24 protein-coding genes and 1 pseudogene are annotated in these 21,922 nt (G+C 61.0%); 23 read left to right on the top strand and 2 right to left on the bottom strand.

Features of this window, described 5'->3' with window-relative positions:
• Window positions 1-363 precede the first annotated feature (363 nt).
• Window positions 364-1,704: a flagellar hook-length control protein FliK gene (locus ACP7C6_RS04630; protein WP_426108313.1), complete on the top strand. Its 1,341-nt coding sequence runs from the start codon at window positions 364-366 to the stop codon at window positions 1,702-1,704.
• Between the two features lie 8 nt (window positions 1,705-1,712).
• Here ACP7C6_RS04630 and ACP7C6_RS04625 read toward each other — a convergent pair.
• A pseudogene (locus ACP7C6_RS04625) lies at window positions 1,713-1,820 on the bottom strand (outer membrane lipoprotein carrier protein LolA); the annotation flags it as partial.
• Window positions 1,821-1,900: 80 nt separating this feature from the next.
• Here ACP7C6_RS04625 and fliL point away from each other — a divergent pair.
• The 10 genes from fliL (at window position 1,901) to ACP7C6_RS04575 (ending at window position 7,827) form a co-directional block, all read left to right on the top strand.
• Window positions 1,901-2,401: a flagellar basal body-associated protein FliL gene (fliL, locus tag ACP7C6_RS04620; RefSeq protein WP_033900763.1), complete on the top strand. Its 501-nt coding sequence runs from the start codon at window positions 1,901-1,903 to the stop codon at window positions 2,399-2,401.
• A gap of 9 nt (window positions 2,402-2,410) precedes the next feature.
• Window positions 2,411-3,379: a flagellar motor switch protein FliM gene (gene fliM, locus ACP7C6_RS04615; RefSeq protein WP_027603859.1), complete on the top strand. Its 969-nt coding sequence runs from the start codon at window positions 2,411-2,413 to the stop codon at window positions 3,377-3,379.
• Window positions 3,380-3,413: 34 nt separating this feature from the next.
• Window positions 3,414-3,881, top strand: a complete 468-nt coding sequence (gene fliN / locus ACP7C6_RS04610) for a flagellar motor switch protein FliN (protein ID WP_016976567.1) — start codon at window positions 3,414-3,416, stop codon at window positions 3,879-3,881.
• Window position 3,882: 1 nt separating this feature from the next.
• Entirely contained in the window at window positions 3,883-4,326 is a 444-nt protein-coding gene (gene fliO, locus ACP7C6_RS04605) for a flagellar biosynthetic protein FliO (protein ID WP_016976566.1), read from the top strand.
• The gene (gene fliP, locus ACP7C6_RS04600; RefSeq protein WP_016976565.1) at window positions 4,326-5,069 is read left to right on the top strand and encodes a flagellar type III secretion system pore protein FliP; all 744 of its coding nucleotides are present in this window, start codon (window positions 4,326-4,328) and stop codon (window positions 5,067-5,069) included. Before fliO ends, fliP begins: the two co-directional genes overlap by 1 nt.
• A 4-nt stretch (window positions 5,070-5,073) precedes the next feature.
• Window positions 5,074-5,343 (top strand): flagellar biosynthesis protein FliQ, encoded by a 270-nt coding sequence (gene fliQ / locus ACP7C6_RS04595; protein WP_010208761.1) that lies wholly within the window; start codon window positions 5,074-5,076, stop codon window positions 5,341-5,343.
• Between the two features lie 4 nt (window positions 5,344-5,347).
• Complete coding sequence (gene fliR, locus ACP7C6_RS04590) at window positions 5,348-6,133, top strand: flagellar biosynthetic protein FliR (protein ID WP_028617319.1); 786 nt, start codon at window positions 5,348-5,350, stop codon at window positions 6,131-6,133.
• Window positions 6,134-6,136: 3 nt separating this feature from the next.
• Window positions 6,137-7,273, top strand: a complete 1,137-nt coding sequence (gene flhB, locus ACP7C6_RS04585) for a flagellar biosynthesis protein FlhB (protein ID WP_426108312.1) — start codon at window positions 6,137-6,139, stop codon at window positions 7,271-7,273.
• Between the two features lie 128 nt (window positions 7,274-7,401).
• On the top strand, window positions 7,402-7,611 hold the full coding sequence (locus ACP7C6_RS04580) for a cold-shock protein (RefSeq protein ID WP_426108311.1): 210 nt from the start codon (window positions 7,402-7,404) through the stop codon (window positions 7,609-7,611).
• A 15-nt stretch (window positions 7,612-7,626) separates the two neighbouring features.
• Window positions 7,627-7,827 carry a cold-shock protein gene (locus ACP7C6_RS04575; protein ID WP_426108310.1) on the top strand — a complete coding sequence of 67 codons (201 nt, stop codon included), beginning with the start codon at window positions 7,627-7,629 and terminating at the stop codon, window positions 7,825-7,827.
• Window positions 7,828-7,871: 44 nt separating this feature from the next.
• Here ACP7C6_RS04575 and ACP7C6_RS04570 read toward each other — a convergent pair whose 3' ends face one another.
• The gene (locus tag ACP7C6_RS04570; RefSeq protein WP_426108309.1) at window positions 7,872-8,114 is read right to left on the bottom strand and encodes a DUF6124 family protein; all 243 of its coding nucleotides are present in this window, start codon (window positions 8,112-8,114) and stop codon (window positions 7,872-7,874) included.
• Between the two features lie 481 nt (window positions 8,115-8,595).
• Here ACP7C6_RS04570 and flhA point away from each other — a divergent pair, with 481 nt between their 5' ends.
• The 12 genes from flhA (at window position 8,596) to ACP7C6_RS04510 (ending at window position 21,861) form a co-directional block, all read left to right on the top strand.
• Window positions 8,596-10,710: a flagellar biosynthesis protein FlhA gene (flhA, locus tag ACP7C6_RS04565; RefSeq protein ID WP_218168778.1), complete on the top strand. Its 2,115-nt coding sequence runs from the start codon at window positions 8,596-8,598 to the stop codon at window positions 10,708-10,710.
• A gap of 12 nt (window positions 10,711-10,722) precedes the next feature.
• Entirely contained in the window at window positions 10,723-12,039 is a 1,317-nt protein-coding gene (gene flhF, locus ACP7C6_RS04560) for a flagellar biosynthesis protein FlhF (protein WP_028617315.1), read from the top strand.
• Between the two features lie 105 nt (window positions 12,040-12,144).
• Window positions 12,145-12,978: a flagellar synthesis regulator FleN gene (gene fleN / locus ACP7C6_RS04555; protein ID WP_003192912.1), complete on the top strand. Its 834-nt coding sequence runs from the start codon at window positions 12,145-12,147 to the stop codon at window positions 12,976-12,978.
• Entirely contained in the window at window positions 12,975-13,715 is a 741-nt protein-coding gene (fliA, locus tag ACP7C6_RS04550) for an RNA polymerase sigma factor FliA (protein WP_016976604.1), read from the top strand. The genes fleN and fliA overlap by 4 nt, the downstream gene beginning before the upstream one ends.
• A 168-nt stretch (window positions 13,716-13,883) precedes the next feature.
• Window positions 13,884-14,258 (top strand): chemotaxis response regulator CheY, encoded by a 375-nt coding sequence (locus tag ACP7C6_RS04545; protein ID WP_015885173.1) that lies wholly within the window; start codon window positions 13,884-13,886, stop codon window positions 14,256-14,258.
• An 18-nt stretch (window positions 14,259-14,276) separates the two neighbouring features.
• A complete protein-coding gene (locus ACP7C6_RS04540) occupies window positions 14,277-15,065 on the top strand; it encodes a protein phosphatase CheZ (protein WP_028617314.1) in 789 nt (262 codons plus the stop codon).
• Window positions 15,066-15,076: 11 nt separating this feature from the next.
• Entirely contained in the window at window positions 15,077-17,281 is a 2,205-nt protein-coding gene (locus ACP7C6_RS04535) for a chemotaxis protein CheA (protein ID WP_028617313.1), read from the top strand.
• Window positions 17,282-17,329: 48 nt separating this feature from the next.
• Window positions 17,330-18,460, top strand: coding sequence for a protein-glutamate methylesterase/protein-glutamine glutaminase (locus ACP7C6_RS04530; protein ID WP_028617312.1), 1,131 nt, complete (start codon window positions 17,330-17,332; stop codon window positions 18,458-18,460).
• Window positions 18,460-19,200 (top strand): flagellar motor protein, encoded by a 741-nt coding sequence (locus ACP7C6_RS04525; protein WP_016976609.1) that lies wholly within the window; start codon window positions 18,460-18,462, stop codon window positions 19,198-19,200. The genes ACP7C6_RS04530 and ACP7C6_RS04525 overlap by 1 nt, the downstream gene beginning before the upstream one ends.
• A gap of 142 nt (window positions 19,201-19,342) precedes the next feature.
• The gene (gene motD / locus ACP7C6_RS04520; protein WP_028617311.1) at window positions 19,343-20,230 is read left to right on the top strand and encodes a flagellar motor protein MotD; all 888 of its coding nucleotides are present in this window, start codon (window positions 19,343-19,345) and stop codon (window positions 20,228-20,230) included.
• Between the two features lie 51 nt (window positions 20,231-20,281).
• A complete protein-coding gene (locus tag ACP7C6_RS04515) occupies window positions 20,282-21,070 on the top strand; it encodes a ParA family protein (protein WP_028617310.1) in 789 nt (262 codons plus the stop codon).
• The gene (locus ACP7C6_RS04510; protein WP_122685399.1) at window positions 21,070-21,861 is read left to right on the top strand and encodes a CheW domain-containing protein; all 792 of its coding nucleotides are present in this window, start codon (window positions 21,070-21,072) and stop codon (window positions 21,859-21,861) included. The genes ACP7C6_RS04515 and ACP7C6_RS04510 overlap by 1 nt, the downstream gene beginning before the upstream one ends.
• The last annotated feature ends 61 nt before the right edge of the window (window positions 21,862-21,922 follow it).

The following is a 21,922-nucleotide window of genomic DNA, read 5'->3' as shown; positions in this document are numbered from 1 at the left end:
GATCTTAGGCGCCCCGTCAAACACGCTGGCCGGAATTCGACAGGGATTTGGGGGGTAAACCGGCAGGGATGCCGGTTTAGCCGCCCCGCGCCATGGATGGCGCGTGGCGGCGGCCCCCCGAATCACTGTCGGATTACGGGCATACCGAGCCTAGGCGAGGTACCGAGTGTTGGGGCAAGAGCCTTTTGGTTACTTTTGGGCTCTTTTCAAAAGTGAGCCGCCGTAAGGGCGGAACCAATATCAGCCGTTACCTAAAAAACGGATATGTACTCAATAAAACCAACCGACCCCAAACCTGGCCCAACTCTTGCTCTACCTCCCAATACTGCATCCCCGACCCCCATGCAGTGGAGACCTTTACCTATGCCAGTCGCCCCGAATTCGCTCCTTCAGGCTGCCCCCGCGGCCAAGCCTCAAGCGCCCGCCGCCAACCCACCGGCAGCGGCTGCGGACCCACGGGACAAGGGCCCTGGCTTCGCTCAAGTGTTCGCCAACCAGGCTTCCAAACCCACGACCAAGGCCGACGACAATTCGCCCAAGCCCACCGCCGGCAAGTCCTCCGACGCCAGTGCCAAGCCAGCGGCAAGCAGCGACAAACCTGCCGCCAGCACGCCAGCCGTTGCCGATAGCGGCAAACCCTTGCCTGCCACCCCGCCGGCCAAGACTGACGACAGCGCCAGCAAGGATGACGAAGCGTCAACCGACCCGACCCTGGTACAGCAGCCTCCAGCTGACCCGGTGGTCGATCCGGCTCTGATTGCCACCGTCACTCCAGTCGCCGTGCCAGTGCCGGTGGAAACCCCGGCGCCTGTCACCACAGCCCAGGATGACAAGACTCAGCCGGTAGTCGCGGCACCCGTCGCGGCCACCGAGGAAGCCAAGCCTGTCTTTGATCCGGAAGCCGACCCATTGGACGCCATGCCAGCCGTGCGCCTGGCGATGGAGCAGGGCGGTCATGTCTCGGCCAGCAGTCAGGCCCAGGCCAAAACCACCCCGGCGCCAACTCAGGATCAACCCACCGCCGCACAGAACTTTGCCGCCGGCCTGGCCAATATGGTCGACCAGCAAGCCACCAAGGACAGCACTGACACGGGCGGTGACAAGGCCTTCGGCGGGTTGATCGAGGACGGCCTCAAGGACCTGAAAAACGCCAGCAGCGACACCCGTGTCGATGACTTCGCCAACCGCCTGGCTGCATTGACCCAGGCCGCCACGCCGAAAACCGCCAACGCCTTGCCGCCGGTAACCAATGCGCCGTTGGCCATGCACCAGAGCGGCTGGACCGATGAAATCGTCAACCGCGTGATGTACCTCTCCAGCGCCAACCTCAAGTCAGCGGAGATCCAGTTGCAGCCGGCTGAACTCGGTCGCCTGGATATCAAGGTCAACATGACCGCCGACCAGCAAGCCCAGGTCAACTTCATGAGCGCCCACCCGGTGGTACGTGAAGCCTTGGAAAGCCAGTCCGGCCGCTTGCGGGAGATGTTCGCCCAGCAGGGCATGGGGCAGGTGGATGTGAACGTGTCCGACCAGTCCCGTGGCCAGGAGCAACAGCAGCAACAGGCCCAGACCCGTGGCGTGAGCGGCAGCGGCGGGCGCGGTGGTGATAACGGCGACAGTGGTAACCACATTGATGTGGCTGAGGCCGTGGCGCCAGTCACCTCAACCGTAATCGGCTCCAGCGCCGTCGACTACTACGCCTAGCTCGCCCCCACTGTAGGAGCGAGCTTGCTCGCGAAGAACCTGAGAGCGCCGCGGGCTGTCAGGTTTTCCGCGATATCGTTAACGACCTTCGCGAGCAAGCTCGCTCCTACAGGGATGTGCCAGACAACTCTGGCATAACACTTGCTCTTGCCTTTCCGTAGATCTATGAATCCCCGAATAGTGACGGATTATTGGCATGGCGAAGAGCGACGACGCAGCAAAAGCACCCGCAGGCAAAGGTAAGCTCAAGCTTATCCTGTTGATAGTCCTGGGCCTGCTCCTGGCCATCGGCGCCTCGGTCGGCGGCACCTGGTACATCATGCACAGCAGTGCCAGCAAGCCGGCACCCGCCGCCGAAACCGCCAGTAACGTCAAGCAACCGGCAATCTTCGAGCCGATGCTTCCGGCCTTTGTCGCCAACTTCAATCAGAATGGCCGCCAACGCTACCTGCAGGTGAGCATCACCTTGCTGGCGCGTAATGCTTCGGACCTGGATGCCCTCAAGGTGCATATGCCGGTGATCCGCAACAACTTGGTGATGCTGTTCTCCAGCCAGAGCTTCGACACACTTGCCACCCCGGTGGGCCAGGAAATGCTGCGCCAGAAGGTCACAGCCAGCGTGCAGGAAGTGGCCCAGAAGGAACTCGGCAAAGTCGTGGTCGAGCAGGCGCTCTTCACTAACTTCGTATTGCAGTAGGATCACGACATGGCCGTGCAAGACCTGCTGTCCCAGGATGAGATCGATGCGCTGCTGCATGGCGTCGACGATGGTCTGGTACAGACCGAAATGGCTGCCGAGCCCGGCAGCGTCAAAAGTTATGACCTCACCAGCCAGGATCGCATCGTCCGTGGACGCATGCCGACGCTGGAGATGATCAACGAACGTTTCGCCCGTTATACCCGCATCAGCATGTTCAATATGCTGCGCCGCTCGGCGGATGTGGCGGTGGGCGGCGTGCAGGTGATGAAGTTCGGTGAATACGTGCACTCGTTGTACGTGCCGACCAGCCTCAACCTGGTCAAGATCAAGCCGTTGCGCGGTACCGCGCTGTTCATCCTGGATGCCAAACTGGTGTTCAAACTGGTGGACAACTTCTTCGGCGGCGACGGCCGTCACGCCAAGATCGAAGGCCGTGAGTTCACCCCGACCGAATTGCGGGTAGTGCGCATGGTGCTGGAGCAGGCCTTCATCGACTTGAAGGAAGCCTGGCAGGCGATCATGGAAGTCAATTTCGAGTACATCAACTCGGAAGTGAACCCGGCCATGGCCAACATCGTCGGCCCCAGCGAAGCCATTGTGGTGTCCACCTTCCACATCGAACTCGATGGCGGTGGCGGCGACCTGCACGTGACCATGCCGTACTCGATGATCGAGCCGGTGCGCGAGATGCTCGACGCCGGTTTCCAGTCCGACCTGGACGATCAGGACGAGCGTTGGGTCAAGGCCCTGCGCGAAGACCTGCTGGACGTCGACGTACCCCTGAGCGCCACGGTGGCCCGTCGCCAGTTGCGCCTGCGCGATATTTTGCACATGCAGCCAGGGGACATCATCCCCGTCGAATTGCCCGACGAAATGATCATGCGCGCCAATGGTGTGCCGTCATTCAAGGTCAAGCTCGGTTCCCACAAGGGCAACTTGGCTCTTCAAGTGGTCGAACCGATCAATCGTCGCTGATCAACACTCATTTTTGCTTCGCCGAGGACATGTAATGGCTACCGAACACGAAAACACTTCCGCCGAAGACCAGGCCCTGGCTGACGAATGGGCGGCTGCCCTGGAAGAAACCGGCGATGTTGGCCAGGATGACATCGATGCGCTGCTGGCCGCTGACGCCGCCACCTCTCCGGCCGGCAACCGTCTGCCGATGGAGGAATTCGGCAGCGTGCCGAAGAACAACGACCCGGTGACCCTCGACGGCCCGAACCTGGATGTGATCCTCGACATTCCCGTGTCGATCTCCATGGAAGTCGGCAGCACCGAAATCAACATCCGCAACCTGCTGCAACTCAACCAGGGTTCGGTGATCGAGCTGGACCGCCTGGCCGGTGAGCCGCTGGACGTGCTGGTCAACGGCACCCTGATTGCCCACGGCGAAGTGGTGGTGGTCAACGAGAAGTTCGGCATCCGCCTGACCGACGTGATCAGCCCGAGCGAACGCATCAAGAAGTTGCGCTGAGATGAAGTATTCGATGGCGGGACTGTTTCTGGCGCTGCCATTGAGCGCCCTCGCGGCTGAGCCGGCCGCGCAAGCCACCGCTGCCGCTGCACCAGTGGTGAGCAGCGGCATTGGCGGGCAATTGACCCAGCTGGTGCTGGGCTTGTTGCTGGTGGTGGGTTTGATCTTCGCACTGGCCTGGCTGCTGCGCCGGGTGCAGCGCGTGGGGCCGGGCAATGGCCAGGTGATCGAGATGATCGGTTCCCGCGCCCTCGGCCCGCGTGATCGGCTGGTGCTGGTGCAAGTGGGCGAGGAGCAGATCCTGCTGGGCATCACGCCCGGTCGCATCACTCCGCTGCATGTGCTCAAGACCCCGGTGAGCGTGGACCAGAGCCAGTCCGCCACGCCAGAATTCGCCCAGCGCCTGATGGAGTTGCTGGGCAAGGATCAGAAGGATAAGAAGTAATGCGCGTTTTATTGACGCTCATGCTGTTGCTGGCCGCGCCACTGGCGTTTGGCGCCGACCCGTTGTCGATCCCGGCGATCACGTTGGGCACCAACGCGGCCGGCGCGCAGGAGTATTCGGTCAGCCTGCAGATCCTGCTGATCATGACCGCGCTGAGCTTTATCCCGGCGTTCGTCATGCTGATGACCAGCTTCACGCGGATCATCATTGTGTTCTCGATCCTGCGCCAGGCCCTGGGCCTGCAGCAGACGCCGTCGAACCAGATCCTCACCGGCATGGCCTTGTTCCTGACGCTGTTCATCATGGCGCCGGTGTTCGACAAGGTGAACCAGCAAGCGCTGCAACCCTACCTGGCGGAGAAAATGACCGCCCAGGATGCGATCGACAAGGCCCAGGGCCCGATCAAGGATTTCATGCTGTCGCAAACCCGCTCCAGCGACCTTGAGCTGTTCATGCGCCTGTCCAAGCGCACCGACATCGCCACCCCGGACCAGGCACCGCTGACCATCCTGGTGCCGGCGTTCGTCACCTCCGAATTGAAAACCGCGTTCCAGATCGGCTTCATGATCTTCATTCCGTTCCTGATCATCGACCTGGTGGTGGCGAGCGTGCTGATGGCCATGGGTATGATGATGCTGTCGCCGTTGATCATCTCGTTGCCGTTCAAGATCATGCTGTTTGTGCTGGTGGACGGCTGGGCGCTGATTATCGGCACGTTGGCCGGCAGTTTCGGCGGGGTATAGCGCAATGACGCCAGAAGTAGCTGTCGACCTGTTCCGTGAAGCGCTGTGGCTGACCACCGTGATGGTCGCCGTGCTGGTCGTGCCGAGTCTGTTGGTGGGCCTGCTGGTGGCGATGTTCCAGGCCGCGACCCAGATCAACGAACAAACCTTGAGCTTTTTGCCGCGCTTGCTGGTGATGCTGGTCACCCTGATCGTGGCCGGCCCTTGGCTGGTGCAGACCTTCATGGAATACATCCTGCAGTTGTACGGCAGTATTCCGCAGTTGATCGGCTGACCGGATGCAGTCGTTGCTGGCATTGACCGATACCCAGATCAGCACGTGGGTGGCGTCCTTCATCCTGCCGATGTTCCGGGTGACGGCGATGTTGATGGCCATGCCGGTGTTCGGCACCACCCTCGTACCACGTCGCGTGCGCCTGTACTTTGCGGTGGCGATTACCGTGGTGATCGTGCCAGGGTTGCCGCCGATGCCACCGGTCAATGCCATCGATCTCAGCGCGTTGCTGCTGATTGCCGAACAGATCCTGATCGGCGCGCTGATGGGCTTTTCCCTCACGCTGTTTTTCCAGGCCTTTGTGGTGGCCGGGCAAATCATCTCGATCCAGATGGGCATGGGCTTCGCCTCCATGGTCGACCCCACCAACGGCGTATCGGCGGCGGTGATCGGGCAGTTTCTGACCATGCTGGTGACCTTGCTGTTCCTGGCGATGAACGGTCACCTGGTAGCCTTTGAAGTGATGACCGAAAGCTTCACCACCTTGCCGGTGGGCTCGGGGCTGGTGGTCAATCATTTCTGGGAAATCGTCGGGCGCCTGGGTTGGGTGTTCGGCGCGTCGCTGTTGCTGGTGTTGCCGGCCATTACCGCGTTGCTGGTGGTCAACATCGCGTTCGGTGTGATGACCCGTGCGGCGCCACAGCTGAACATCTTCTCGATTGGTTTCCCGTTGACCCTGGTATTGGGCATGGGGATTTTCTGGGTCGGCCTGGCCGACATTCTCAATCAGTATCAACCGCTGGCGACCGACGCCTTGCAGTTTTTACGTGATCTGGCACGGGCGCGCTGAGCCATGGCCGAGAGCGAGAGTGGTCAGGACAAAACAGAAGACCCCACGGAGAAACGCAAAAAGGACTCCAGGGAAAAGGGCGAGATTGCGCGCTCCAAAGAGCTGAACACCGTTGCAACCATGATGGCCGGCGCCGGCGCCTTGCTGATCTACGGCGGCAGTCTGGCGCTGGACTTGATGGAGTTGATGAAGCACAACTTCACCTTGCCCCGCGACGTGCTGCTCAACCCTGACGCCATGGGCCAGTACCTGCTGCACTCGGGCAAGATCGCGATCCTGGCGGTGCAGCCAATCCTGATCACTTTACTGCTGGCTGCGCTGATCGGCCCGGTCGCCCTGGGTGGCTGGTTGTTTGCCGCCGGCAGCATGGCCCCGAAATTCAGCCGCATGAACCCGGCTGCCGGGCTCAAGCGCATGTTTTCCGCCAAGGCCTTGGTGGAGTTGCTCAAGGCGTTGGCCAAATTCATCCTGATCCTGTTTGTGGCGCTGATGGTGTTGTCGTCCGACATTGACGACCTGCTGCGCATCGCCCATGAACCGCTGGAGTCGGCGATCATCCACAGCGTGCAGGTGGTGGGCTGGAGCGCGCTGTGGATGGCCGCCGGGCTGATCATCATCGCTGCCGTGGATGCCCCGATACAGTTGTGGGAAAGCCACAAGAAACTGCTGATGACCAAGCAGGAAGTGCGCGACGAGCACAAGGACCAGGAAGGCCGACCCGAGGTCAAACAGCGTATTCGCCAGCTGCAACGGGAAATGTCCCAGCGCAAGATGATGGGCGCAGTGCCCGACGCCGACGTGGTCATCACCAACCCGACCCACTACGCCGTGGCGCTCAAATACGACCCGGAGAAGGGCGGCGCGCCGATGCTGTTGGCCAAGGGCAGTGACTTTACGGCGCTGAAGATCCGCGAAATCGCCGTGGCCAATGACATCCTGCTGCTGGAATCGCCGGAACTGGCGCGGTCGATCTTCTATTCCACCGACCTGGACCAGGAAATCCCCGCCGGGCTCTACCTGGCCGTGGCTCAGGTGTTGGCGTATGTCTATCAGATTCGCCAGTACCGCGCGGGCAAGGGCAAGCGTCCGGATCCACTCAAGGATCTGCCGATTCCACCGGATTTGCGCCGCGATTCCTGATTTCTCACTCCCTACCACTCGTCGTGAATGCCTGTCTACCTGTCAACTTTGACAGTAGCCAGAGGGGCGTTCTCGCGGTTCCATTGCTTAAAGCACTGCGCGAAAGCTGTAGATGAGATGCAGGGAGAGTGGTTTTGAAGGCGGTCAGAGGCGCTGTCAAATATTACGACCAGAAATCCGGGATGGGCTTGATTGCCCTGGAAAACGGTGAAGACGACGTGCGAGTGAATTTCATCGGTTCGCCAGGTATTCGGCTTGCCGTGGGCCTGCGGGTTGAGGTCAAGAGAGTCCATGGGCGCGATGCGGTCTATGCATCCGACGTTCGCGTTATCCCGTAAGTCAGGAGAACGGCAATGGCAACAGGTACGGTGAAGTGGTTTAACGCGGAGAAGGGGTTTGGGTTTATCACTCAAGACGGTGGGGGCGATATATTTGTCCACTTATCGGCCATCACGGGCGACGGTTTCAGGACGCTTGAAGAGAACCAAAAAGTAGAGTTCGAGGTAACGCAGGGGGCCAAAGGCGCTCAGGCCGAGAACGTCCGCGTCCTATGAGCTTGATGATCGTTCCCGCAGGGTAGTGCAGGAACGATCCGCCCTCAGGCCATCAAGTGCTCGCTGTCCGCCAACACTCTGTCAGCCAGCAGCTTTGCCAGCCCAATCAACTGTGCAACACCCAGCGCGCCTTCGCGTTTTGGCCCTTCCAATTCAAACGCAAAATCACTCATCAGCGCGTCGGCCGAGGCGAGGGTTTCGGTGAGGTTGACCAGCAGGTCTTCGGTTTTGAGAGTGTCTACGACGGTAAACAGAATGATGGGGGGATTTGGGGTGGGTTTGATCATTGTGAGGTTCCTAAAAAGTGGAGCCGCCACTGATCGCCGCGACGCGATGGAGGGTGGCAGCTGTACGCAGGTTCGCGGACCGGTCTAGGAACAACCCGGCATACCCGAAGGTATCCCGCGCACAGCCGCCATAGCGCCGCACAGTAGACGATAAAAAACCGCTTACTGAAAGGGAGATGGTGCTTTTGTTCCGTAGTAAACCGGGCCGCGACGCCCGACCACTGCGTTTGCAGCGGTGTACGGAGACTAGAGAGCGGCTTTCCTAGGGGCAACCCCAAAACCTTGTCGGAAATTTCCTCGGTAGCGGCCGGTGAACACAAATCCAAAATGTGGGAGCGGGCTTGCTTGGTCGCTTGGGAGGTCATCGAAGGGCCAAAGCAAAAGTTGGAAGGCTTCTTGCAATACCGCCTGCAAGACGCCCAATTGCGTCAAAACTTTGCTTCAAAGGACACGAGGAATACCGGTGGTGGATCGCTCTCAAATGCTCGGCAACGCCCGCAGCACCCTGACTGACCTCTCGCGAGGCAATCTGGGTGTGCCGTTGTTGTTGCTGGTGATGCTGGCAATGATGATGTTGCCGATGCCGCCGTTCCTGCTCGACGTGTTCTTTACCTTTAACATTGCGCTGTCCGTCGTCGTCCTGCTGGTGTGCGTCTACGCCCTACGGCCGTTGGATTTTGCGGTATTCCCGACCATTCTGCTGGTGGCGACCCTGCTGCGCCTGGCGCTGAACGTGGCGTCGACCCGTGTGGTCATGCTGCACGGCCAGGACGGCCATGCCGCTGCCGGTAAGGTGATCCAGGCCTTCGGTGAGGTGGTGATCGGCGGTAACTACGTGGTCGGTATCGTGGTGTTCGCGATCCTGATGATCATCAACTTCGTGGTGGTCACCAAAGGCGCCGGGCGCATCTCCGAAGTGAGCGCGCGTTTTACCCTCGACGCGATGCCCGGCAAACAGATGGCCATCGACGCCGACCTCAACGCCGGCCTGATCGACCAGAACCAAGCCAAATCCCGTCGCCTGGAAGTCGCCCAGGAGGCTGAGTTCTACGGTTCCATGGACGGTGCCAGCAAATTTGTGCGCGGTGACGCCATTGCCGGCTTGCTGATCCTGTTCATCAACCTCATCGGCGGCATGGCCGTGGGTATCTTCCAGCACGGCATGACCTTCGGCGATGCGGGCAAGGTGTACGCGTTGCTGACCATCGGTGACGGTTTAGTGGCGCAATTGCCATCACTGTTGTTATCAACAGCGGCGGCCATCATGGTGACCCGTGCTTCGGGCTCCGAAGACATGGGCAAGCAGATCAGCCGGCAGATGTTCGCTTCGCCCAAGGCCCTGGCCGTGGCGGCGGGCATCATGGCGATCATGGGGATCGTGCCGGGCATGCCGCACGTGTCATTCCTGAGCATGGCGGCCCTGGCTGGCGGCGCTGCGTATCTGTTCTGGAAAAAGCAGAACCAGGTCAAAGTCATCGCCCAGCAAGAGATCGCCCGCCAGCAGGAACTGCTGCCATCCCCGGCCCGAGCCCAGGAAACCAAGGAGCTTGGCTGGGATGACGTAACCCCGATCGACATGATCGGCCTGGAAGTCGGCTACCGCTTGATCCCGCTGGTGGACCGCAACCAGGGTGGCCAATTGCTCGCGCGGATCAAGGGCGTGCGCAAGAAACTGTCGCAGGACCTGGGCTTTTTGATGCCCACCGTGCACATCCGCGACAACCTCGACCTGGCCCCGAGTGCCTATCGCCTGACCCTGATGGGCGTGATCCTGGCCGAAGCCGAGATCTACCCGGACCGCGAACTGGCGATCAACCCCGGGCAGGTGTTCGGCAGCCTCAACGGCATTACCGCCAAAGATCCGGCTTTTGGCCTGGACGCGGTCTGGATCGAAATCAGCCAGCGCAGCCAGGCGCAATCCCTCGGTTACACCGTGGTGGACGCCAGCACTGTGGTCGCGACTCACCTCAACCAGATCCTGTACAAACACTCCCACGAGCTGATTGGCCACGAGGAAGTCCAGCAATTGATGGGTTTGCTGGGCAAAGCATCGCCAAAACTCGCCGAAGAACTGGTACCGGGCATTCTGTCGCTGTCGCAGTTGCTCAAGGTGTTGCAGGCGCTGTTGGCCGAACAGGTGCCAGTACGCGATATCCGCAGCATTGCCGAGGCCATCGCCAACAATGCCGCCAAGAGTCAAGATACTGCCGCCCTGGTTGCTGCGGTGCGCGTCGGGTTGTCGCGTGCAATCGTCCAAAGCATTGTAGGGCTTGACTCCGAGCTGCCTGTGATCACCTTGGAACCAAGGTTGGAACAAATATTGCTCAATAGTATTCAGAAGGCAGGACAAGGCCAGGAAGAGGGCGTTCTGCTGGAGCCAAGCATGGCTGAGAAACTGCAGCGTTCGTTGATCGACGCCGCACAACGCCAGGAAATGCAGGGCCAGCCGGTGATTCTGCTGGTGGCAGGCCCCGTCCGGGCGATGTTGTCGCGGTTTGGGCGTTTGGCAGTACCGAATTTGCACGTTTTGGCTTATCAGGAAATTCCTGACAACAAGCAAGTGACTATCGTCGCGACAGTAGGGCCCAACGGCTGAGGGTAGTGGGTTATGCAAGTGAAGCGTTTTTTCGCCGCCGATATGCGTCAGGCCATGAAACTGGTGCGTGATGAGCTGGGCGCCGACGCCGCGATTATCGGAAACCGTCGTATTGCCGGCGGTGTCGAGCTGACGGCTGCCCTGGATTACACCCCCTCGGCGCTGGCGCCGCGTGTACCGAACATGGAACTCGAAGACGAGCTGCGCAAAACCGCCTCGCGCATCGTTTCGGCCCAGGCTGAACTGAGCATGCGCGGCGACAGCGATGCCACCACCAATCGCCAGTTGTTCGCCGGCTTGCCACTGACCGCTGCCGAGCCGCTGGTCGAGCCCACCTTCAAAGAACCGCCGCGTCCTGCTGCGCCGGCCCCGGCGCCTGCGGTTGACCAGCGGGTGTTCGATTCGATGCGTTTTGAACTCAACGGCCTGCGTGAACTGCTGGAAGTGCAGTTGGGCTCGCTGGCGTGGAACCAGCTGCAAGGCAGCAAGCCGCAACAAGCCAACCTGTGGCGTCGCCTGCAACGCATCGGCCTGTCCGGCCCGTTGTCCCGCGACCTGCTGGCGCTGACCACCGAAATCGAAGAGCCTCGCCAGGCCTGGCGCATGTTGCTGGCCCACCTGGCGCGGATGATCGTTACCCCGGAAATCGAACCCCTGGAAGAAGGCGGTGTGATCGCCATGGTCGGCCCTGCCGGCATGGGCAAGACCACCACCCTGGCCAAGTTGGCGGCTCGTTACGTGCTCAAGTACGGCGCGCAGAATATCGCGCTGGTGAGCATGGACAGCTACCGTATTGGTGCCCAGGAGCAGCTCAAGACCCTGGGCCGGATCCTCAATGTGTCGGTGACCCATGTCGACCCGGGCCAGTCCCTGGCCAACGCCCTCGACCCGCTGCTGCGCAAACGCGTGGTATTGATCGATACTGCCGGCCTGCAAGCCAGCGACCCGGCATTGCGCATGCAGTTGGAAAGCCTGGCGGGGCGTGGCATCAAGTCGAAAAATTACCTGGTGCTTGCAACCACCAGCCAGAAACAGGTTCTTACCGCTGCGTATCATAGTTACAAGCGTTGTGGCCTGGCCGGTTGCATCCTCACCAAGCTCGACGAAACCGCGAGCCTGGGCGAGGTGCTGAGCCTGGCCATCAGTCATGAATTGCCGGTCGCCTACCTGACCGACGGGCCGCGGATCCCGGATGATCTGCATCTGCCGCGCCGTCATCAGTTGGTCAGCCGTGCAGTCAGCGTGCAAATGCAAGAAGAGCCTAGCGAGGAAGCGATGGCCGATATGTTCGCCGACCTCTACCACAGCCCGGCAAAACGGGTCGGTTGAGGCAGGATGAACACCGTGAAATGTATCTACATCGATGGTCTGCAAGCGATTCACGCGGCCAAGCCATGTAGCCTGCGTCTAAGCAAGACAAGGTAAAGAAATAAAATGGGCAGCATGCATCCCGTACAGGTGATCGCGGTGACCGGCGGCAAAGGTGGCGTCGGGAAAACTAACGTGTCAGTGAATTTGTCCCTGGCCCTGGCAGAGCTTGGCCGTCGTGTCATGCTGCTGGATGCTGACCTGGGCTTGGCGAACGTGGACGTTCTGCTGGGGCTGACACCCAAACACACCCTTGCCGATGTGATCGAGGGCCGCTGTGAGCTGCGCGATGTGCTGCTGCAGGGCCCCGGTGGCATCCGCATCGTGCCAGCCGCCTCCGGCACCCAGAGCATGGTGCACCTGAGCCCGGCGCAGCATGCCGGCCTGATCCAGGCCTTCAGTGATATCGGCGACAACCTCGACGTGCTGGTGATCGACACCGCCGCCGGGATCGGCGAGTCCGTGGTCAGCTTCGTGCGCGCCGCGCAGGAAGTGTTGCTGGTGGTTTGCGATGAACCCACCTCGATCACCGACGCCTATGCCCTGATCAAACTGCTTAACCGTGACTACGGCATGAACCGCTTCCGCGTCCTGGCCAACATGGCCCAGAGCCCGCAGGAAGGGCGCAACCTGTTCGCCAAGTTGACCAAGGTCACGGATCGCTTCCTCGATGTCGCTTTACAATACGTCGGCGCAGTTCCCTACGACGAGTGTGTGCGCAAGGCTGTGCAAAAGCAGCGTGCAGTCTACGAAGCGTTCCCTCGTTCCAAATGCGCATTGGCGTTCAAGGCTATTGCCCAGAAGGTCGATACCTGGCCGTTGCCTGCCAACCCTCGGGGGCATCTGGAGTTTTTCGTCGAGCGATTGGTGCATCAGACGAGCGCAGGACCCGTGCTATGACAGCGACTGGCTACAACGCGTACAAGAAGTCTGCCCGTGACAGTCAGGGCGAGTTGATCGAGCGCTACGCGCCCTTGGTCAAGCGCATTGCCTATCACTTGCTGGCACGCCTGCCCGCCAGCGTCCAGGTCGAAGACCTGATCCAGGCGGGCATGATCGGCCTGCTCGAAGTGTCGACCAAATACGATGCGAGCAAGGGTGCGAGTTTCGAGACGTACGCGGGTATCCGTATCCGTGGCGCGATGCTCGATGAAGTACGTAAAGGTGACTGGGCGCCGCGTTCGGTGCATCGCAACACGCGCATGGTCAGTGATGCAATTCGCGCAATTGAAGCAAAAACCGGTCGCGACGCTAAAGATCACGAAGTTGCGGCCGAACTCCAATTGAGTCTCGACGATTACTACGGGATTTTGAACGATACCTTGGGCAGCCGCCTGTTCAGTTTCGACGACCTGTTGCAGGACGGCGAACATGAAGGGCTGCACGAGGACGGCGCGAGCGCTCATATGGAGCCATCACGTGACCTGGAAGATGAGCGTTTCCAGGGGGCGTTGGCGGACGCGATTGCCAATTTGCCGGAGCGTGAGCGACTGGTGTTGGCGCTGTACTACGACGAAGAGCTGAACCTCAAGGAAATCGGTGAGGTCCTGGGGGTCAGCGAGTCGCGGGTCAGCCAGTTGCACAGCCAGTGCGCAGCCCGCTTGCGGGGGCGTTTGGGAGAGTGGCGAGCGCGCTGACAGGCAGTGTGGGGACACTGCAGACGATACCGCGAGGGCAAGCAGCCTTCGCGGGTTCGACCCGTGGTGCCCTCGGCAGTCCTTTTTGTGTAATGCCTGTTGATTGAAATGGCGCGTCCAGGTGCTGGGCGCGTTTAAGACTGCTTGGAGGTCGAATTGGACAAGAACATGAAAATCCTCATCGTTGATGACTTCTCAACGATGCGGCGGATCATAAAAAACCTGTTGCGTGACCTTGGGTTCACTAACACGGTCGAGGCGGATGACGGCATTACGGCGATTCCGATCCTCAACAGCGGGAGCATCGACTTTCTGGTAACGGACTGGAACATGCCGGGCATGACCGGTATCGACTTGCTGCGCCACGTGCGCGCTGACGAAAAGCTGCGCAGCCTGCCTGTGCTGATGGTGACCGCCGAAGCCAAGCGTGAGCAGATCATCGAAGCCGCCCAAGCCGGGGTCAACGGTTATGTGGTCAAGCCATTCACTGCATTGGCCTTGAAAGAGAAGATCGAAAAAATCTTCGAACGCATCCACGGCTAATGCCATCGCGGGGGAGCTATGGAGCATAAAGAAACGTCACAGGGAGACTTCGAGTCGACCCTGAAAAAGCATGCTCACCAGTTGGTCGACAGCCTTGAAAAAGGCCAATTCGGCGACGCGGTGCAGTTGATCCATGAGCTCAACCAGACCCGTGACCGCGGCCTGTACCAGGAAGTGGGCAAGCTCACACGCGAGCTGCACAGTGCGATCGTCAATTTCCAGATTGACCCGCATATGCCCCAGGCCGAGGAAATCTCGCAGATCACCGATGCCACCGAACGCCTGTCCTACGTGGTCAGGCTGACTGAGGCGGCGGCCAACCGCACCATGGACCTGGTGGAAAACGCCACGCCCCTGGTCAACGGCATGGCCAACGAAGCCCAGGCCCTGAGCAACGATTGGGGTCGTTTCATGCGCCGCGAAGTGGGCGCAGAAGAGTTTCGTGAATTGGCGCGTCGGGTCGAAGGGTTCTTGTCACGCAGCGAGCAGGAAAACCGCACGGTTTCCAGCAACCTCAACGACATTCTGCTCGCCCAGGATTACCAGGACCTCACCGGTCAGGTGATCAAGCGTGTGACCCAGTTGGTCACCGAAGTGGAAAGCAACTTGCTCAAATTGGTGCTTATGGCAGGCCAGGTTGACCGTTTTGCCGGTATTGAACATGACCGCGAAGCGATCCTCTCGGAAAAAGATCCAAAAAAACATCTCGCCAAGGGTGAAGGTCCGCAGATTCATGCCGATAAACGTGAAGACGTTGTATCGGGTCAAGATGATGTCGATGACCTGTTATCCAGTTTAGGCTTCTAAGGAGCACCCACATGAGCTTCGGCGCCGATGAAGAAATCCTTCAGGATTTCCTTGTAGAGGCCGGCGAAATTTTAGAGCAGTTGTCCGAGCAACTGGTCGAGCTGGAAAGCCGACCGGATGATGCGAACCTGCTCAATGCAATTTTTCGCGGTTTTCACACTGTAAAAGGGGGCGCCGGCTTCCTCCAGCTCCATGAGCTGGTGGAGTGCTGCCACATCGCCGAGAACGTGTTCGACATCCTGCGCAAGGGTGAGCGTCACGTTGATTCGGAATTGATGGACGTGATTCTCGAAGCACTGGATGCGGTCAACGGCATGTTCAGCGAGGTGCGCGACCGTGCACCGATCACCGCTGCCACTCCGGAACTGCTGGCCGCCCTGGCGCGCCTGGCGGAACCGGCCGACACCTCGGCTGCGCCTGTGGTTGAGGCGGCTCCCGAGCCTGTGGCCGAAGCTGAGCCGGATGTGACCGACAGCGAGTTCGAACAGCTGCTCAACTCCCTCAGTGCTGTGAAGGCCGAGGCTGAGGCACCCAAGGCGCCCGTCGCTGCGCCAACCAGTGAAGACATCACTGACGCTGAGTTCGAATCCCTGCTCGACCAGTTGCATGGCAAAGGCCAGTTTGCAGCGGACGCCGTGGCACCTGCCGCTGCGCCCGAGGCGCCTGCTGCGAATGCCAACACCGACATTACCGACGACGAATTCGAAGCGTTGCTCGACCAACTGCATGGCAAGGGCACCTTCGCGGCCGACGCCCTGCCGGAAGTCGCCGCCACGGCTGCGGCGCCTGCCGCAGCCAGTGCAGCCAGTGCAGCACCGGCCGGCGACGGCCTGATCTCCGATCACGAGTTTGAATCGCTGCTGGACGAGTTGCACGGCAAGGGCAAGTTCAGCGAAGTGGCCCCGGCCGCTGCTGCTGTTGCTACGGCTGCACCGGTTGCTGCCAAGGCCGCCGCGCCGGTTCCGGCCGCCAAGCCTGCGCCTGTAGCGGCTCCTGCTCCGGCGCGTGCCGCCGCAGCACCGGTTGCCGAGAAGCCTGCCAGTGAAGCCGAAACCACCGTGCGGGTTGATACCGCGCGCCTGGACGACATCATGAACATGGTCGGCGAACTGGTGCTGGTACGTAACCGTCTGGTGCGCCTGGGCTTGAGCAGCGGCGATGAAGCCATGCAAAAAGCCGTGTCGAACCTCGACGTGGTCACCGCCGACCTGCAAACCGCGGTGATGAAAACCCGGATGCAGCCGATCAAGAAAGTCTTCGGCCGCTTCCCACGCCTGGTTCGCGACTTGGCGCGTCAGCTCAAGAAAGAGATCAACCTGGAACTGGTGGGTGAAGAAACCGACCTCGACAAGAACCTCGTCGAGGCCCTGGCCGACCCGCTGGTCCACTTGGTGCGCAACGCCGTCGACCACGGCGTGGAAACCCCTGAAGAACGCGAAGCCTCGGGCAAGTCCCGCAACGGCAAAGTGATCCTGGCGGCGGAGCAAGAAGGCGACCACATCCTGCTGTCGATCACTGATGACGGCAAGGGCATGGACCCGGCCATATTGCGCAATATCGCGGTCAAGCGCGGCGTGATGGACAAGGACGCCGCCGACCGCCTGACCGACACCGAGTGCTACAACCTGATCTTTGCCCCGGGGTTCTCGACCAAGACCGAGATTTCCGACGTCTCCGGCCGTGGCGTCGGCATGGACGTGGTGAAGACCAAGATCAGCCAGCTCAATGGCTCGATCAACATCTACTCGACCAAGGGCCAGGGCTCGAAGATCGTGATCAAGGTGCCTTTGACCTTGGCGATCATGCCGACCCTGATGGTGATGCTGGGCAACCAGGCGTTCGCCTTCCCGCTGGTCAACGTCAACGAGATCTTCCACCTCGACCTGTCGCGTACCAACGTGGTGGACGGCCAGGAAGTGGTGATCGTGCGCGACAAGGCGTTGCCCCTGTTCTACCTCAAGCGCTGGCTGGTGGCATCGGCCAAGCATGAAGAGCAGCGCGAAGGCCATGTGGTGATTCTCTCCGTGGGCACCCAGCGCATCGGTTTTGTGGTCGATCAACTGGTGGGCCAGGAAGAAGTGGTCATCAAGCCTTTGGGCAAAATGCTGCAGGGAACCCCGGGCATGTCGGGTGCGACCATCACCGGTGACGGTCGGATCGCGCTGATTCTCGATGTTCCGAGCATGCTCAAGCGTTACGCCGCTCGGCGTATTTGATTCTGGTGGGGCAGGGCGGTAGTGCCCGCCCCGCCTAACGGAGTGTTTATGGCAGTCAAGGTCCTGGTGGTGGACGATTCGGGTTTCTTCCGCCGCCGCGTCTCGGAAATTCTTTCCGCCGATCCAACGATCCAGGTGGTCGGCACGGCCACCAACGGCAAAGAGGCGATTGATCAAGCCATTGCGTTGAAACCGGACGTGATCACCATGGACTACGAGATGCCGATGATGGATGGCATCACCGCGGTCCGGCACATCATGCAACGCTGCCCGACTCCGGTGTTGATGTTCTCCTCGCTGACTCACGAAGGCGCCCGGGTCACCCTGGATGCGCTGGACGCCGGCGCGGTGGACTTCCTGCCGAAGAATTTCGAAGACATCTCGCGCAACCCCGAGAAGGTCAAGCAGATGCTGTGCGAGAAGGTGCACAGTATTTCCCGCAGTAACCGTCGCAGCCTGTTCAGCGCGCCAGCGCCGACGCCTGCACCGGTTGCAGCACCGGCTGCACCGACGTCATCGTTTGCTCGTCCAGCGCCTGCGCCGGTTGCCCGGCCTGCCGTGGCGCCGGTTCGCGCTGCTGCGCCTGCGACTGCCCATTCGCCTGCGCCGAAGCGCAAGGCCTACAAACTTGTGGCTATCGGCACGTCCACCGGCGGCCCGGTGGCCCTGCAACGCGTGTTGACCCAACTGCCGGCCAACTTCCCGGCGCCGATCGTGTTGATCCAGCACATGCCTGCTGCCTTCACCAAGGCCTTCGCCGAGCGCCTGGACAAGCTGTGCCGCATCAGCGTCAAGGAAGCCGAGGATGGCGACATCCTGCGTCCTGGCCTGGCGTTGCTGGCGCCGGGTGGCAAGCAAATGATGGTGGACGGCCGTGGCGCGATCAAAATCCTGCCGGGCGACGAGCGCCTGAACTACAAACCATGCGTGGACATCACCTTTGGTTCGGCAGCCAAGTCCTACGGCGACAAAGTTCTGGCGGTGGTGCTCACCGGCATGGGCGCCGACGGCCGTGAGGGCGCGCGCCTGCTCAAGCAGGGCGGCAGCGCCATCTGGGCCCAGGACGAGGCCAGCTGCGTGATCTACGGCATGCCCATGGCCATCGTCAAGGCCGACTTGGCTGACGCCGTCTACAGTCTGGACGACATCGGCAAGCATCTGGTGGAGGCTTGCCTCTGATGGATGTTTTGAGCCTGATCGGTATCATCATGGCGTTTGTCGCGATCATCGGCGGCAACTACCTCGAAGGCGGTCACCTCGGCGCCCTGGCCAACGGCCCGGCCGCCCTGATCGTGATCGGCGGCACCGTGGGCGCGGCATTGCTGCAGTCGCCCATGAGCTCCTTCAAACGCGCCATGCAGATCCTTATCTGGATCATTTTTCCGCCACGTGTCGACTTGCCTGGCGGCATCGACCGCGTGGTCAACTGGAGCCTCACCGCCCGCAAGGAAGGCCTGCTGGGCCTGGAAGGCGTGGCCGATGCCGAGCCCGACAGCTACGCGCGCAAAGGCCTTCAATTGCTGGTAGATGGCGCCGAACCGGAAGCGATTCGCAGCATTTTGGAAGTGGATTTCTACACCCAGGAAAGCCGCGACATCAACGCCGCCAAAGTCTACGAAAGCATGGGCGGCTACGCGCCGACCATCGGCATCATCGGCGCGGTGATGGGCCTGATCCATGTGATGGGCAACTTGGCCGACCCTTCACAACTGGGCAGCGGCATTGCCGTGGCATTTGTCGCCACCATCTACGGCGTGGCCAGTGCCAACCTGGTGTTGTTGCCGGTGGCCAGCAAGCTCAAGTCGATTGCCCTGCGCCAGTCGCGTTACCGCGAGATGTTGCTCGAAGGTATTTTGTCGATTGCCGAGGGTGAGAACCCGCGCTCCATCGAATTGAAGCTCCAGGGCTTCATGGATTGATGAACATGCACCCTGTAGGAGCCGGCTTGCCGGCGAAAATCGCCAACGATAACGCGGGTTGCCTGATGCCCCGCGGCGCTCTCGGGTTTTTCGCCGGCAAGCCGGCACCTACAGGTGATTTGTGTTGCTGGGGGTATTGCCTGTGAGCCGTCGCCGTCGCGAGCCCGAAGAACACGTCAACCACGAACGGTGGCTGGTGTCCTACGCGGACTTCATCACTTTGCTGTTCGCGTTTTTCGTGGTGATGTACTCGATCTCGTCGATTAACGAAGGCAAGTACAAAGTTATTTCCCAGGCGCTGATTGGCGTGTTCAACGACGCCGACCGCGCCCTCAAGCCGATCCCGATCGGTGAAGAGCGGCCCAAGACCGTGACCCCGGCCAAGCCGCTGGTCAACGACAGCGATGAAACCGCTGCCGGCGTGGGTGGCACCAGCGATCCACTGAAAAGCATCGCCGATGACATCAGCGCAGCGTTTGGCGACCTGATCAGCTCCAACCAGATGACCGTGCGCGGCAACGAGTTGTGGGTGGAAATCGAGCTTAATTCCAGCCTGTTGTTTGCCAGCGCCGACGCGTTGCCGAGCGACCAGGCGTTTACCATCATCGACAAGGTGGCGGCGATTCTCAAGCCGTTTGAAAATCCGATCCATGTCGAAGGCTTCACCGACAATTTCCCGATCAGCACCGCGCAGTACCCGACCAACTGGGAGCTGTCCTCGGCCCGTGCGTCAAGCATCGTGCGCATGCTGGCGATGCAGGGCGTGAACCCTGGGCGCCTGGCCTCGGTGGGTTATGGTGAGTTCCAGCCGGTGGCCAATAACGCTACGGTAGAGGGCCGCGCGAAGAACCGCCGGGTGGTGTTGGTAGTGTCGCGCAACCTGGATGTGCGCCGCAGCCTGACCGGCACCGGTACCGCCAATGCAACACCGGATGCCGCCTTGAAGCGGGCTGGCACACAAACTGCACCGCCCCCTGTAAAACCGCCGGTTCGTCAGAGCGCCGTCAATTCTCCGTCGCCGGCTCAATAACCTTATGCAATGTCTCGGTCGCGCCTGTGCCTGCCGGGAGGAACCAACCGAATGAGAGTCTGGGCAGTTGCCAATCAAAAAGGTGGGGTCGGCAAGACCACCACGTCCATCGCCTTAGCCGGCTTGCTGGCCGAGGCGGGCAAGCGCGTGGTCGTGGTGGACCTGGACCCTCACGGCTCCATGACCAGCTATTTCGGCTATGACCCGGATGCGCTGGAACACAGCAACTACGACCTGTTCCTGCACAAGGGCAGCGTGCCGGCCGATCTGCCGGGGCAACTGCTGCTGCCCACCAGCAACGAAAGTATTTCCCTGCTGCCGTCCAGCACCGCCCTGGCCACCCTTGAGCGCCAGTCGCCGGGGCAGAGCGGGTTGGGCCTGGTGATCGCCAAGACCCTGGCGCAACTCTGGCAGGATTTCGACTACGCAATCATCGACAGCCCGCCGTTGCTCGGCGTGTTGATGGTCAACGCGTTGGCGGCGAGCCAGCAACTGGTGATTCCGGTGCAGACCGAGCACTTGGCCGTCAAAGGCCTGGAGCGCATGGTCAGCACCCTGGCGATGATCAACCGTTCGCGCAAACAAGCGCTGCCGTTCAGCATCGTGCCGACCTTGTTCGACCGCCGCACCCAGGCGTCCCTCGGCACCCTGCGCGTGTTGCGCGATGCCTATCCGGACACCATTTGGAATGGCTACATTCCAGTGGACACGCGCCTGCGTGACGCCAGCCGCGCAGGTCTCGCGCCATCGCAGTTCGACGGTAAGAGCCGTGGCGTACTCGCCTACCGCGCGTTGCTCAAGCACCTGCTGTCGCAGCAGCTTGTGGCGCAGGTGGCGTGATGAACCGTCCTGTCGAACTCAAGACTCGGCCGCAACTGGCGCTGGAATCCTATCTGGATGCCCTGCTGCAGGATGCGACCGCCGAAGAACTGCCGGAACCGATCCTGGTGTTGGAACCGGCTGTTAAACCCGAAGCCGCGCTGGATGAATTCCAGTTGGCGGTGCTGGAAGAACAAGCCCGCGATGCGCAGGTCGTAGTGCCGATCACACCGATAGTGGTGGCGCCTGTGGTGGTTGCTCCTGTTGTGGTCGAGCCGGTGGTGCAAGTGCACCTGCCGCCGAGCATCACACCGCCGCCGGTGACCGGTGATGGCCGCCCAAGCTGGGCTGCCGAACCGTTCGAATGCCTGCTGTTCGACGTCGCCGGGTTGACCCTGGCGGTGCCGCTGGTGTGCCTGGGCTCGATCTATTCGCTGGAGGGCCAGGAGCTGACGCCGTTGTTCGGGCAACCGGAGTGGTTCCTCGGCATTCTGCCCAGCCAGGCCGGCAACCTCAAAGTCCTGGATACCGCGCGCTGGGTCATGCCCGACCGCTACCGCGACGACTTCCGTCAGGGCCTGCAATACGTGATCTCGGTGCAGGGCTACGAGTGGGGGCTGGCGGTGCATCAAGTCAGCCGCTCGTTGCGCCTGGACCCGAACGAAATCAAATGGCGCAGCCACCGGGGCCAACGGCCTTGGCTGGCGGGCACCGTGATCGAACACATGTGCGCGTTGCTCGACGTCGCCGAACTGGCTGAGTTGATCGCCAGCGGTGCCGTCAAATCGATGCCACTGAACAAACACAGTTGATTGAACAATAAGGGCCGCATGCGAATGCGGTCAGCGAAGCACACACGCCGTACTCAACGGC

This window comes from Pseudomonas sp. TWR1-1-4, assembly GCF_049897165.1.
Lineage (GTDB): Bacteria > Pseudomonadota > Gammaproteobacteria > Pseudomonadales > Pseudomonadaceae > Aquipseudomonas > Aquipseudomonas canadensis.
This window is presented reverse-complemented; position numbering and strand designations above follow the sequence as displayed.